Source organism: Sutcliffiella horikoshii, assembly GCF_019931755.1.
Lineage (GTDB): Bacteria > Bacillota > Bacilli > Bacillales > Bacillaceae_I > Sutcliffiella_A > Sutcliffiella_A horikoshii_E.
In genome coordinates this window covers 382,984-395,413 of the sequence record NZ_CP082918.1, presented here as the reverse complement: position 1 = coordinate 395,413, position 12,430 = coordinate 382,984, and the positions used below count along the sequence as shown (strand labels likewise).

General features: G+C 45.9%; 12 protein-coding genes, 2 rRNA genes and 1 riboswitch. Of the genes, 8 read left to right on the top strand and 6 right to left on the bottom strand.

Annotated features, from left to right (window positions below; translation table 11 throughout):
• Positions 1-90: 90 nt before the first annotated feature.
• A riboswitch (purine riboswitch) is annotated at positions 91-193 on the bottom strand.
• Between the two features lie 103 nt (positions 194-296).
• On the bottom strand, positions 297-503 hold the full coding sequence (locus K7887_RS02100) for an NETI motif-containing protein (RefSeq protein WP_223491953.1): 207 nt from the start codon (positions 501-503) through the stop codon (positions 297-299).
• Positions 467-1,021: a DUF2179 domain-containing protein gene (locus tag K7887_RS02095; protein WP_187443912.1), complete on the bottom strand. Its 555-nt coding sequence runs from the start codon at positions 1,019-1,021 to the stop codon at positions 467-469. Before K7887_RS02095 ends, K7887_RS02100 begins: the two co-directional genes overlap by 37 nt.
• A gap of 210 nt (positions 1,022-1,231) precedes the next feature.
• Here K7887_RS02095 and K7887_RS02090 point away from each other — a divergent pair, with 210 nt between their 5' ends.
• Positions 1,232-2,770, top strand: a complete 1,539-nt coding sequence (locus K7887_RS02090; protein WP_223491952.1) for a glycine betaine uptake BCCT transporter — start codon at positions 1,232-1,234, stop codon at positions 2,768-2,770.
• Between the two features lie 84 nt (positions 2,771-2,854).
• On the opposite strand, the gene K7887_RS02085 is transcribed toward K7887_RS02090, so the two are convergent.
• Positions 2,855-4,102, bottom strand: coding sequence for an MFS transporter (locus tag K7887_RS02085; RefSeq protein ID WP_223491951.1), 1,248 nt, complete (start codon positions 4,100-4,102; stop codon positions 2,855-2,857).
• Positions 4,103-4,400: 298 nt separating this feature from the next.
• Between K7887_RS02085 and K7887_RS02080 the strand changes: the two genes are divergently transcribed.
• The 7 genes from K7887_RS02080 (at position 4,401) to K7887_RS02050 (ending at position 8,066) form a co-directional block, all read left to right on the top strand.
• Positions 4,401-4,850, top strand: a complete 450-nt coding sequence (locus tag K7887_RS02080; protein WP_223491950.1) for an Hsp20/alpha crystallin family protein — start codon at positions 4,401-4,403, stop codon at positions 4,848-4,850.
• A gap of 254 nt (positions 4,851-5,104) precedes the next feature.
• A complete protein-coding gene (gene sigY / locus K7887_RS02075) occupies positions 5,105-5,647 on the top strand; it encodes an RNA polymerase sigma factor SigY (RefSeq protein WP_223491949.1) in 543 nt (180 codons plus the stop codon).
• Positions 5,634-5,975 (top strand): YxlC family protein, encoded by a 342-nt coding sequence (locus tag K7887_RS02070; RefSeq protein ID WP_223491948.1) that lies wholly within the window; start codon positions 5,634-5,636, stop codon positions 5,973-5,975. Before sigY ends, K7887_RS02070 begins: the two co-directional genes overlap by 14 nt.
• Positions 5,972-6,193: a transcriptional regulator gene (locus tag K7887_RS02065; protein WP_223491947.1), complete on the top strand. Its 222-nt coding sequence runs from the start codon at positions 5,972-5,974 to the stop codon at positions 6,191-6,193. Before K7887_RS02070 ends, K7887_RS02065 begins: the two co-directional genes overlap by 4 nt.
• Positions 6,193-6,384 carry a PLD nuclease N-terminal domain-containing protein gene (locus tag K7887_RS02060; protein WP_168865617.1) on the top strand — a complete coding sequence of 64 codons (192 nt, stop codon included), beginning with the start codon at positions 6,193-6,195 and terminating at the stop codon, positions 6,382-6,384. Before K7887_RS02065 ends, K7887_RS02060 begins: the two co-directional genes overlap by 1 nt.
• A gap of 12 nt (positions 6,385-6,396) precedes the next feature.
• Positions 6,397-7,293 carry an ABC transporter ATP-binding protein gene (locus K7887_RS02055; RefSeq protein WP_223491946.1) on the top strand — a complete coding sequence of 299 codons (897 nt, stop codon included), beginning with the start codon at positions 6,397-6,399 and terminating at the stop codon, positions 7,291-7,293.
• Positions 7,290-8,066, top strand: coding sequence for an ABC transporter permease (locus K7887_RS02050; RefSeq protein ID WP_223491945.1), 777 nt, complete (start codon positions 7,290-7,292; stop codon positions 8,064-8,066). Before K7887_RS02055 ends, K7887_RS02050 begins: the two co-directional genes overlap by 4 nt.
• Before the next feature lie 37 nt (positions 8,067-8,103).
• Here K7887_RS02050 and K7887_RS02045 read toward each other — a convergent pair whose 3' ends face one another.
• From K7887_RS02045 to K7887_RS02035, 3 genes are all read right to left on the bottom strand, one after another.
• Positions 8,104-8,640 (bottom strand): P-loop NTPase family protein, encoded by a 537-nt coding sequence (locus tag K7887_RS02045; protein WP_223491944.1) that lies wholly within the window; start codon positions 8,638-8,640, stop codon positions 8,104-8,106.
• A gap of 579 nt (positions 8,641-9,219) precedes the next feature.
• Positions 9,220-9,336 (bottom strand): 5S ribosomal RNA (rrf, locus tag K7887_RS02040).
• Positions 9,337-9,461: 125 nt separating this feature from the next.
• Positions 9,462-12,393 (bottom strand): 23S ribosomal RNA (locus tag K7887_RS02035).
• Positions 12,394-12,430 lie beyond the last annotated feature (37 nt).

The following is a 12,430-nucleotide window of genomic DNA, read 5'->3' as shown; positions in this document are numbered from 1 at the left end:
TATGGACTGGTCCCTGGTTTAGAGGGAAAGCGGTCCATCTGGGCTTTCATTAGCATAGGTAAACAAACTTAGTCGCCATGAAAAACATAGATAGTGTTAACTTCCCCTCATAGTCCGACCAATTTACGGCGGTCAGGTAGAGACTTATGGGCCATATTCCCAAAATTATATGAGGTTTCATTATTTGTTTTTTAATTCGTTTTCATCTACGTTTATCTTACCGTCAATCTCCGTCGATGTCAACGAAAATCATGAACAATGTAGTTATTTTGTCGATTAATGTTCGTATTTTAGTGTTATTTTTCGATTAATTTGCCTTCAAATACTATTTTTCTGCCAATTGGATGTACTTCTTTATGTCCATTTTTTACTGTCTCCTGAAAAATCGGCTCTTCCATCCGGCGCGAGGGCATGTAGCCTTCCTTTGCCATTCGGTCAAGGCAATCACTGATTGTCTCGTTTTCCATTACTTCGAATTTTCGTTTTCGCGGCGTCTTACCCATTCTTTAATTTTCCTTTCCTTTACAGCTTTGACCCAGAACCCGCCATGGATGGTTTTTGGTTCGTAAGCGATGATGAACGCCTTGGGGTCATGCTCTTTAATGGCATGATACAAGCTAACTTCATATTTTCTAGGCGTTAAAATTTGCATGGCCATTCGGTCGCCTTCTAAGCCGTTCGCCTGCCAGTTGGTCACACCGTATCCTTTTTCACGCAAAAGTTTCGGCAAATCCTTATCATATTCCTTTGTGATGACATTTACCGTGGTGTAACCTAGTGCCAGCTTTTCTTCTATTTTCATTCCGACGATGACGCCAATACCATAACCCAGCGCATAAGCAGCTAAGTTTTGGATTTCATTGAGGTTGTCTAACACAAGGCCAAGACCAACCACATAGATGACAACTTCGACCATACTGATCCCCGCAGCCAAATAACGCTGACCCTTTAAGGTCAAAATCATTCTTATTGTAAAAAATGATACGTAAACAATATTGATAATGATGATGATTGCTACCATAACAAAACTATTTTCAAGCAAGATACCTGCCTCCTAGATGACAAATCTAGTAACTAATTCTAATGGAACCTGCTATAACCTGTAAACACTTAAAGTAAATTAATTGGACTAAAGTCCCAGAAGTGTTAGGATAGTATAGCTGCCGTTTTTGTAACAAATACTTAACCTATGAAAGAAGTGATGGGAAATCATTAAAGGAGTGAAAAAATCATGAAAAAAACAACCCCTGTATTTATTGTTTCTATTATAGTTGCTGTCTTATTCATCGTCTGGGGCGTGATTCCTGCTAGCATGTTGGGAGACGCCGCTCTAAAGCCTGTAACAGAAGCAGTTCAAGGCTTTATTGTTGATAAGTTCGGCTGGTTTTACCTTTTAACTGCAACAGGATTTTTGTTATTTAGCATTATTCTTATATTCACTAAATTCGGCCGTATCAAACTTGGAAAAGACACGGACGAACCGGAATACAATTACATCACCTGGTTTGCGATGTTATTTAGTGCCGGGATGGGTATCGGATTAGTATTTTGGGGTGCTTCAGAGCCGATGTATCATTTTTTCGCCCCGCCTACCGGAGAAGGGGAAACGGCTGAAGCGGCCAGGGTAGCAATGCGCTATTCATTTTTCCATTGGGGACTGCACCCTTGGGCCATCTATTCTGTCATCGCGCTTGCATTAGCGTATTTCCAGTTTAGAAAAGGTTCACCAGGGGTCATCAGCTCCATCTTACGACCAATTTTAGGAGACCGAGTTGATGGACATCTAGGGACTTTCATCAACTTTATCGCGGTTTTCGCGACAATTTTTGGAGTTGCCACTTCCCTTGGGTTAGGGGCAATCCAAATCAGCGGTGGACTTTCGAGCGTTACACCGGCTATTACAAACAACATTACCACTCAATTATTAGTTATCTTGGTTGTGACGGTGTTGTTTATGCTTTCTGCACAGACTGGGTTGAATAAAGGGATTAAATATTTGAGCAACCTGAATGTCGTGCTCGCGATCTCTTTAATGGTGTTCTTGCTGTTTGCAGGACCAACCAATTTCATAATGGATCTGTTTACCACAACGATTGGTAGCTATGTTCAAAACCTTCCATCCATGAGTTTCCGTCTGTTCCCGTTTGATGCGGATAATTCTTGGGTTCAAGATTGGACGATTTTCTACTGGGCTTGGTGGATTGCCTGGGCACCATTTGTAGGTACTTTCATTGCCCGCATTTCTAAGGGTCGGACAATCCGCGAATTCTTGCTTGGAGTATTATTGGTTCCAACAATTTTCGGAGGTTTATGGTTCTCTGTATTCGGCGGATCTGCGATATTCCTCGAGTATTTTGAAGGAGTTCCGGTATATAGTGTTATTAACGAGTCTGGCATGGAAGTAGCACTGTTTTCAGTCTTACAAAACTACCCGCTTGGCATGATAATGTCAGGGCTTGCCATTTTCCTGATTTGCACCTTCTTCATCACTTCAGCAGATTCAGCAACCTTTGTACTTGGCATGCAAACAACCAACGGCAGCTTACACCCGCCAAACTCCATCAAATTTGTATGGGGGCTTATCCAATCGGCGGCAGCAGCGATCCTGCTTTGGACAGGCGGACTTGAAGCACTTCAAACTGCTTCCATCATCGCCGCCTTCCCATTCGCCATCATCATGATTCTCATGGTCTTCTCGCTCATGAAATCATTCAAAAGCGAAAAATTCACCAATGTAACCAAACCGGTGAATGTGGAGAAAAAAGACTAAGCAACAAAATAAGCAAAAGCAAAAACCCCGCCTTTTTGAGGCGGGGTTTTTAGTGCTTTAACGGAGTGAGGGTCAGACCCTTCTTTATCTCTTCATCACTTTACCATATAAAACAACTGCCGGCAGCAGTAGCATGGCACCCAGGACTAGCGCGGTGCGAATGTAGTATCTGGTGGCGATGATGCCTACAAACGGTCCTCCCAGTCCTTGGCCGACTGCGTTTCCCTGGCCCATGATGGAGAGGACCGTGGCACGGGATTTACTTTCTAGCTGCTGATTCAGCCATGCTTGATACATTGGCGCGGTGATAGAGCCGATAATGCCTAGCACCCAGAAGCAGCCAATGGCCAAGTAGAAGGATGGTGTTACCGCGAAAAGAACCAGGAAGATAACCTGCCCCATCGTAAAATAAAACAAGCTGTATCTAATCACCTTTGGCTGATTCACATCAAATTTTCGTTGGTACCATTCCATCGCGCCGATGCTGATCAATGTCCCTACAAACTGAATCACACCAAACCAAACAACTGCATCAAGCGACCCAATGCTTGGAAATGTGAATGCCTCCAACAAATGCGCTTCCCAAAGCCTGTCAAAGCCCTCCGAAGTTGCACCGATAAATACCGTCACCACTAACAGCATGACAAGTACCGGCTTGTTTTTAATAAAGGTAACTCCTGAAAGAAAAGTCGATGACATCGCCTTCCATGGCTTTTCATTTGCAGCTTCCACTCTCTCGAAATTCTTTTCCTTCATATAAAGACATAAGAAAATTCCAAGCAAAATGTAAAGCACCCCTCCTACCAGATAAGGAAGATTCAGTGCAAGGCTTGCAAGTGCCACACTGATGATGATTCCAACAAGGCTCGCAATTAACCGGAGCTGGTTCGTGCGGACAAATATTTTCGCAACCGCCTCTTCCCCCACTTCGTCAGTGAGCCAGGCCTGATCTGCACCACTCAAAAATGTTTCACCGATTCCCCGTATAAACTCTGCAAATAGCAATAAGACGAAAGCGGACAGGACTCCGACTGCCAATGTACTATGGCTGAGATAAGGGATACTTCCTTCAAAAATAAAGGCAGCACCTAAAATGAATGTTGCAATGATAATAGACAGCCTCCTGCTATACGTATCCGCAACAACCCCCGTGATACTTTCAAAAACAATAACAGTCAATTCAATGGCTGTTCCAATCAAGATTAGCTGTAAAGGATTCAATCCTAATTCTTCAATATAATAGATCGCATACGGCGTAAACATGATAGAGCTCGCAAGCGAAATAATAATATGCATTGTGTAATACACATGCTTTGTTTCCAGTTTATCCATTGTTACCTACTTTCCAGCAAGCAACAACACGGTTTATTTACGCCTGTCGTTACTTGCTAATTCGTTGTTCCCTCTGTGTTTTGTTTAAAGCCCATGTATAGTTTTTTGACATGTTCAAACACCTCCATTTTAAAATATACCATGATTTTCCTTAAATGTGTCTAAGAGAAAATCGACAAAAGAATATTTTAGCTTAGGAACAGGTGACTTATAAGTACTTTCATAGGCACTTACCCGCCCATCTCTGCATAATCTAATGGCAAAGAGAATGCAAACAGGAAAGGAAGCGTGATGGCCGATGATGCCCTTCAATCAATTCAGAAACATGGGAGATTGGCGCAAACAGTGGGATCAGTTCTTCGGAGATGAGTTTTGGAACGGATTTGAGCCATACTTTGAAAACATGCAGACCCAGACCAATCTCTATAAAAAAGAGAACGAACTGCTCTGTGTTATGTGCCTGCCAGGCCTTGTGAATCCAGAACAAGTACAACTGTTTGTCCGCCCGCAACAGCTTGAAGTGAAAGGCCAAATCAATCTCAACATCCAAGGCTACGAACTCCTCGAAGAAGGAATCGCGCAAGGCGAATTCCAACGCACCTTCGAACTCCCATTCCCAGTCCGCGACGACAAAGTAGACGCCACCTACGAAAACGGCCTCCTCCTCATCCAACTCCACCGCCACATCATAAGCGACACCAAACGCCAAATCTACGTCAGGGGCGGCGGGAATAAGGAGAATGGGTAAAAAAAAACGATAAGGGGTCAGACCCCTCTAGGAATTTCCACTTCGACGTCGAATACTATATAAGTTAAACACTTTCAATCTTCCCCCTTCATTAACGAAGGGGTTTTTTATATGGTTTTTAGGATAGTTTAGTAAGTGAATTGGGGATCCCTCAGAATACCCCTCCAAAAAATTTAAAAATAAAATGAACGGTTTGTAAACTCACAGCGTCTTATGGTTGAACGAACGAAAACGCTAAGAAAGGAGGCATCGATTTGGAGCAGGAAGAAGACATTTATCTTATACAAGAGGCAATTACAGGCGACGACGATGCCTTCACGCAGCTATTTCAGAAGCACTATACTTTTCTTTATAAATACTTACTCAAACTTACATTAAACGAAGAAACGAGCAGCGACCTCGCACAGGAAACGATGATGAAGTGCTACACCAACCTCGCCTCGTTCAAAGGAGAAGGAAAATTCTCCACCTGGATGATCTCGATTGCCTCTAGACTCTACATCGATACCATCCGAAAAAAAGAGCGTGAGAAGAAAAAAGCCAACAAGCTATTTCATGTTTTGTCGAGACAGCTCACCTTCCGCTCAAAATCAAACGGCATGGAGTGGAGCGACACCTTCTCAGACTTCAACCAGCTGCCACCAGACACGAGAACACCTATTTTACTGAGGCATTATTACGGTTACACCTATGAGGAAATCGGCACCATGCTCGGCATCAGAACAGGAACTGTCAAATCAAGAGTGCACAACGGTATTAAAACGCTAAGAAAGGAGTGGGACCATGACGAGGAATAAACAGGATAAAAAAGAACAGGAACTTCTAACAAAACTTCACAAAGACTGGCAGCAACTAGACGAATTAGGGTCACCTCCTATCCCTACCGCTCAACAAATGCAGGAACAGCTTCAATTGGCAAAATCGGCAAAACGTAAAGCATTCCAAAAGGAACTCAGTATTTTCGTCATCACGGCGCTCGTCCTTTTAACCGCCTTTACAACAGCTATGTTCCAAGCACCTATGCTGTTTATCGTCATTCAAGTGTCCGCATTCGTCATAGCACCAATCATTTTTTACATCTTGCAAAAAAACAAAGCTAAACAGGAAGGAAGCATCCTGTCATGACGCCGGAAAAAATGGATCAACTGTACACCATTCTGCCATGGCTCATTCCTGTTCTGTTGACCCAAAGTATCATCCTGTTCATTGACGCTAAGAAAAAAGGCAGTTACGCATGGTTCTGGGGAATCTGGGGGTTAATTCAATTCCCACTGCCTACCCTGTTCTACCTGATATTCGTGTTTTACCCACATCATAAGAGACAAAAAAGGAGAGGTTTGTAATGGAAAACATCAACTGGTCACTTGCGGCACCACTAATCGTTTTACAACTTATTTTAATCATCACGGCCCTCATCAGCCTTAGCCGTCAAGAACAAACGAACGGACCAAAATGGGCTTGGGCCCTCATCATTCTATTCATCACCACCATCGGCCCGATTCTGTACTTCGTGATCGGCCGAAAAAATGACTAGGGAGCGACCGGCATGTTACTTGAAATCAATAACTTAACCAAAACATTTAAGCAGCACCAAGCCGTCAAAGGCATTTCTTTTCAAATAGAAAAAGGAAGTTGTGTCGCCCTTCTCGGTCCAAACGGCGCCGGGAAAACGACGACCCTGCAGATGCTTGCGGGACTTCTGACACCAACTTCCGGATCCATAAGCTTTTCAGAAAACAACGGGAAGGACTATCGACACCAAATCGGCTTTCTGCCACAGCATCCTTCCTTTTTTTCCTGGATGACACCAAAAGAATATCTACAATTCGCAGGCAAACTCTCCCACCTTCCAAAGGCTCAGATTAAGACAAAAATCGAAGAGACACTGGAGTTTGTCAGCTTAACAGACGTCAAAAACAAACGCATAGGCGGCTTCTCGGGTGGAATGAAACAACGACTGGGACTTGCGCAAGCCTTATTGCACGACCCGGAGCTCTTGATTCTCGACGAACCCGTCTCCGCACTTGACCCGGATGGCAGACGCGATGTCTTAAAAATTCTCACTGAATTAAAAAGCCACATGACCATCCTGTTTTCCACCCATGTCCTACATGATGCAGAACAGGTTTGCGATACCGTCATCATGCTAAAAGACGGCCAAATCAAATGGGACGGCAGCCTGGAATCATTAAGATCCGAGCATACAACCTCTGCTGTAAAAGTAAAGACAGAAGAATCTCTCACCGGCCAATTAGACGGCATTCCAAGCATAGAGTCCATCGACTATCACGACACTCACACTGCCACCATCTATGTAAACGAAGCAACCTTCCACAGCAAAGCTGTTTTGACAAAATTACTAGATAAAGAGCTCACCCTGTCACACTATGAAAAGGTGCAAGATTCCCTGGAAGACGCATATATGAAGGTGATGAACCGATGAAAAACTTTATAACCCTTTTTATAAAAGAAATGCAAGAGAGCATGCGCAACGGAAAATGGATTTGGTTACCTATCGTCATCATGATCATCGGCATATCCCAACCATTAACGAGTTACTATATGCCACAAATCATCGAGTCCGCCGGTAACCTGCCAGAAGGAGCCGTCATCGAAATCCCGACTCCCTCCGGAGAAGAAGTACTTGCCGGCACTCTAGGCCAATACGGCACACTTGCCACGCTACTATTTGTGCTAGCTTCCATGAGTGCCATTTCCATCGAACGCCAGAACGGCACACTTACACTCGTCATGGCCCGTCCTGTCCAGCCATTTCAGTACATCCTAAGCAAATGGACAGCACAACTCGTCATCGCTCTAACATCCCTGCTACTAAGCTATGTGCTGACCTGGTACTATACCAATCTACTATTCAACAAAGTAGATTGGCACATCATGCTGGCAAGCTTTGGCGTCTACAGCTTATGGATCGTGTTGATTATCTCCGTTACGATCTTTGCAGGAACTTTAATCCGCACCTCAGGAGGAATCGCCGGAGTCAGTGTATCGTTCCTCGCACTCTTGACTGTATCCAGCGGACTCTTCACAAAATTCATGGAATGGAGCCCAGCAAAGCTAAGAGAACACGCAACTGCCATCCTCATGCAAGGAGAGCTTCTAGAAAACGGCCTGCTCGTCATTTCAGCCACACTTTGTCTATCTCTCCTGCTTGTACTGTTGGCAACCTTTAACTTTAAAAGATTTGAACAGTTTTAAGCTTCCATTTAAAAAAGAGTAGCTACCGGTCCTTATTTTAGGAAGCCGAGCTACTCTTTGCTCTTTCTATCTCTTGTATAAAATATTCAATTGCTCTTTTCCCCTTCAACCTCACTACCAACTTGTCCTCCTGGTAAAAATCAAGCCTATTCTTCATCGCTTTCTTCCTTGCTCGGTAAGTGGTGATAATAAACTTCAGGAAAGCCCACTCCATCCTCTCCGTACACTCCCCGCCAAGATCAGGGCGCCTATTCCCAAGGTTAGTCAGCCACCTCTTTATCACACGATACAAACAAACCCGTAACGGAAGCTCCAAATAGATGATGGTATCCGCCTTTTCAGCTCTTATATCAAAAGTAGCCGTATAGTTCCCTTCCACGATCCAAGAGCTGTGATTTTTTATCATTTCCTGTTGCGATTGTGTAAACTCCTCCATGCTCGCCTCCACCCAGCCCGGTTTCCAAAAGAAAGCATCCAAGTGAAACACATCAATGTCTAATGCTTTCCCAAGCCTTGCGGCGAACGTGGATTTCCCTGCTCCTGCCGATACCCCAATGACCATAATACGCTGCATGTTTGAATTCCCTCCCCTTTTAGGTGCGTTCTATGTTTAGGATATTTAGTATAGAGGAGTTTTATTGGAAAATCTAGGGGGAGTGAGGTTATCAAGACCTTTCCATTGAAATTTCTCCTGCCAAAGTGTCTTCATGACCTTAATGAAGACACTTTCAGTGAAATTTTCGTCCTCAAACTGTCTTCATAACCATGATGAAGACAGTTTCAACTAACAAATCCGCAGGAAACTGTCTTCATCTTACATATATTGGTGATGAACGATGACAAAACTTCCTTCTTCCTCATTATTTTGTCACCGTTCTCGCTCTACGATGACAGAAGACCCTCTTCTTCCTCTCTTTTGGCGCCGTACTCGCCCTACGATGACAGAACACCTTCTTCTTCCTCGCTTTTGTCATCGTTCTCGCCCTACGATGACAAAACTACCTCTTCCTAAAGATTTTTGGCACCAATCTCGCCCTACAATGACAAAGCCTCCCCTTTCCCAAGAATTCAGTCATTGTGCCGCCCCCACTCACCAAAACAACACAAAAAAAACCAGCGCCTAAACTAATAAGCACTGGTCTTCCATAAATTTGCCTGGCAACGTCCTACTCTCACAGGGGGAGATCCCCCAACTACCATCGGCGCTGAAGAGCTTAACTTCCGTGTTCGGTATGGGAACGGGTGTGGCCTCTTCGCCATCATTACCAGACAAATATTATTATAATATATCTTTGAAGAAAATCAAGATGTTTTTTCATCTTTTTTTATTCCTTCAAAACTAGATAATGTGTTCCTATCAAGAATTCATATCGTTCACTTATTTCGATACTTATTTGGGTTAAGTCCTCGATCGATTAGTATTCGTCAGCTGCACGTGTCGCCACGCTTCCACCTCGAACCTATCTACCTGATCATCTTTCAGGGATCTTACTTGCCGAAGCAAAAGGAAATCTCATCTTGAGGGGGGCTTCATGCTTAGATGCTTTCAGCACTTATCCCGTCCGCACGTAGCTACCCAGCTATGCCTTTGGCAAGACAACTGGTACACCAGCGGTGCGTCCATCCCGGTCCTCTCGTACTAAGGACAGCTCCTCTCAAATTTCCTGCGCCCACGACGGATAGGGACCGAACTGTCTCACGACGTTCTGAACCCAGCTCGCGTACCGCTTTAATGGGCGAACAGCCCAACCCTTGGGACCGACTACAGCCCCAGGATGCGATGAGCCGACATCGAGGTGCCAAACCTCCCCGTCGATGTGGACTCTTGGGGGAGATAAGCCTGTTATCCCCGGGGTAGCTTTTATCCGTTGAGCGATGGCCCTTCCATGCGGAACCACCGGATCACTAAGCCCGACTTTCGTCCCTGCTCGACTTGTAGGTCTCGCAGTCAAGCTCCCTTGTGCCTTTACACTCTGCGAATGATTTCCAACCATTCTGAGGGAACCTTTGGGCGCCTCCGTTACTCTTTAGGAGGCGACCGCCCCAGTCAAACTGCCCACCTGACACTGTCTCCCAGCCCGATAAGGGCTGCGGGTTAGAATTTCAATACAGCCAGGGTAGTATCCCACCGACGCCTCCACCGAAGCTAGCGCTCCGGCTTCTCAGGCTCCTACCTATCCTGTACAAGCTGTACCAAAATTCAATATCAGGCTACAGTAAAGCTCCACGGGGTCTTTCCGTCCTGTCGCGGGTAACCTGCATCTTCACAGGTACTATAATTTCACCGAGTCTCTGGTTGAGACAGTGCCCAGATCGTTACGCCTTTCGTGCGGGTCGGAACTTACCCGACAAGGAATTTCGCTACCTTAGGACCGTTATAGTTACGGCCGCCGTTTACTGGGGCTTCGGTTCAAAGCTTCGCTTGCGCTAACCTCTCCCCTTAACCTTCCAGCACCGGGCAGGCGTCAGCCCCTATACTTCGCCTTACGGCTTCGCAGAGACCTGTGTTTTTGCTAAACAGTCGCCTGGGCCTATTCACTGCGGCTCTCTCGGGCTTTAACACCCTAACAGAGCACCCCTTCTCCCGAAGTTACGGGGTCATTTTGCCGAGTTCCTTAACCAGAGTTCTCTCGCTCACCTTAGGATTCTCTCCTCGCCTACCTGTGTCGGTTTGCGGTACGGGCACCATACTCCTCGCTAGAGGCTTTTCTTGGCAGTGTGAAATCAGGAACTTCGGTACTATATTTCCCTCGCTATCACAGCTCAGCCTTAATGAGAAGCGGATTTGCCTACTTCTCAGCCTTACTGCTTAGACGCGCATATCCAACAGCGCGCTTACCCTATCCTTCTGCGTCCCCCCATTGCTCAAACGGAGTGGAGGTGGTACAGGAATATCAACCTGTTATCCATCGCCTACGCCTTTCGGCCTCGGCTTAGGTCCCGACTAACCCTGAGCGGACGAGCCTTCCTCAGGAAACCTTAGGCATTCGGTGGAAGGGATTCTCACCCTTCTTTCGCTACTCATACCGGCATTCTCACTTCTAAGCGCTCCACCAGTCCTTACGGTCTAGCTTCAACGCCCTTAGAACGCTCTCCTACCACTGTTCGTAAGAACAGTCCGCAGCTTCGGTGATACGTTTAGCCCCGGTACATTTTCGGCGCAGAGTCACTCGACCAGTGAGCTATTACGCACTCTTTAAATGGTGGCTGCTTCTAAGCCAACATCCTGGTTGTCTAAGCAACTCCACATCCTTTTCCACTTAACGTATACTTGGGGACCTTAGCTGGCGGTCTGGGCTGTTTCCCTCTTGACTACGGATCTTATCACTCGCAGTCTGACTCCCATGGATAAGTCTTTGGCATTCGGAGTTTGACTGAATTCGGTAATCCGATGAGGACCCCTAGTCCAATCAGTGCTCTACCTCCAAGACTCTAACACATGAGGCTAGCCCTAAAGCTATTTCGGAGAGAACCAGCTATCTCCAGGTTCGATTGGCATTTCACCCCTACCCACACCTCATCCGCTCACTTTTCAACGTGAGTCGGTTCGGGCCTCCATTCAGTGTTACCTGAACTTCACCCTGGACATGGGTAGATCACCTGGTTTCGGGTCTACGACCACGTACTTATGCGCCCTATTCAGACTCGCTTTCGCTACGGCTCCGTCTCATCGACTTAACCTTGCACGTAATCGTAACTCGCCGGTTCATTCTACAAAAGGCACGCTATCACCCATTAACGGGCTCTAACTACTTGTAGGCACACGGTTTCAGGATCTATTTCACTCCCCTTCCGGGGTGCTTTTCACCTTTCCCTCACGGTACTGGTTCACTATCGGTCACTAGGGAGTATTTAGCCTTGGGAGATGGTCCTCCCTGCTTCCGACGGGATTTCTCGTGTCCCGCCGTACTCAGGATCCACTCAGGAGGGAACGAAGTTTCAACTACAGGGTTTTTACCTTCTATGACGGACCTTTCCAGATCGCTTCATTTACCCCGTTCCTTTGTAACTCCATGTTGAGTGTCCTACAACCCCAAGAGGCAAGCCTCTTGGTTTGGGCTAATTCCGTTTCGCTCGCCGCTACTCAGGAAATCGCGTTTGCTTTCTCTTCCTCCGGGTACTAAGATGTTTCAGTTCCCCGGGTCTGCCTTCCATACCCTATGTATTCAGATAAGGATACTGCTCCATTACGAGCAGTGGGTTTCCCCATTCGGAAATCTCCGGATCAAAGCTTACTTACAGCTCCCCGAAGCATATCGGTGTTAGTCCCGTCCTTCATCGGCTCCTAGTGCCAAGGCATCCACCGTGCGCCCTTAATAACTTAACCGTTGACCAATATGGTCATGTGTCGATATCAGCGATGA

Coding starts and splice junctions, on each gene's coding strand:
- K7887_RS02100 (WP_223491953.1), bottom strand. CDS start 503: ATGGGTAAGACGCCGCGAAAACGAAAATTCGAAGTAATGGAAAACGAG.
- K7887_RS02095 (WP_187443912.1), bottom strand. CDS start 1,021: ATGGTAGCAATCATCATCATTATCAATATTGTTTACGTATCATTTTTT.
- K7887_RS02090 (WP_223491952.1), top strand. CDS start 1,232: ATGAAAAAAACAACCCCTGTATTTATTGTTTCTATTATAGTTGCTGTC.
- K7887_RS02085 (WP_223491951.1), bottom strand. CDS start 4,102: ATGGATAAACTGGAAACAAAGCATGTGTATTACACAATGCATATTATT.
- K7887_RS02080 (WP_223491950.1), top strand. CDS start 4,401: ATGATGCCCTTCAATCAATTCAGAAACATGGGAGATTGGCGCAAACAG.
- K7887_RS02070 (WP_223491948.1), top strand. CDS start 5,634: ATGACGAGGAATAAACAGGATAAAAAAGAACAGGAACTTCTAACAAAA.
- K7887_RS02065 (WP_223491947.1), top strand. CDS start 5,972: ATGACGCCGGAAAAAATGGATCAACTGTACACCATTCTGCCATGGCTC.
- K7887_RS02060 (WP_168865617.1), top strand. CDS start 6,193: ATGGAAAACATCAACTGGTCACTTGCGGCACCACTAATCGTTTTACAA.
- K7887_RS02055 (WP_223491946.1), top strand. CDS start 6,397: ATGTTACTTGAAATCAATAACTTAACCAAAACATTTAAGCAGCACCAA.
- K7887_RS02050 (WP_223491945.1), top strand. CDS start 7,290: ATGAAAAACTTTATAACCCTTTTTATAAAAGAAATGCAAGAGAGCATG.
- K7887_RS02045 (WP_223491944.1), bottom strand. CDS start 8,640: ATGCAGCGTATTATGGTCATTGGGGTATCGGCAGGAGCAGGGAAATCC.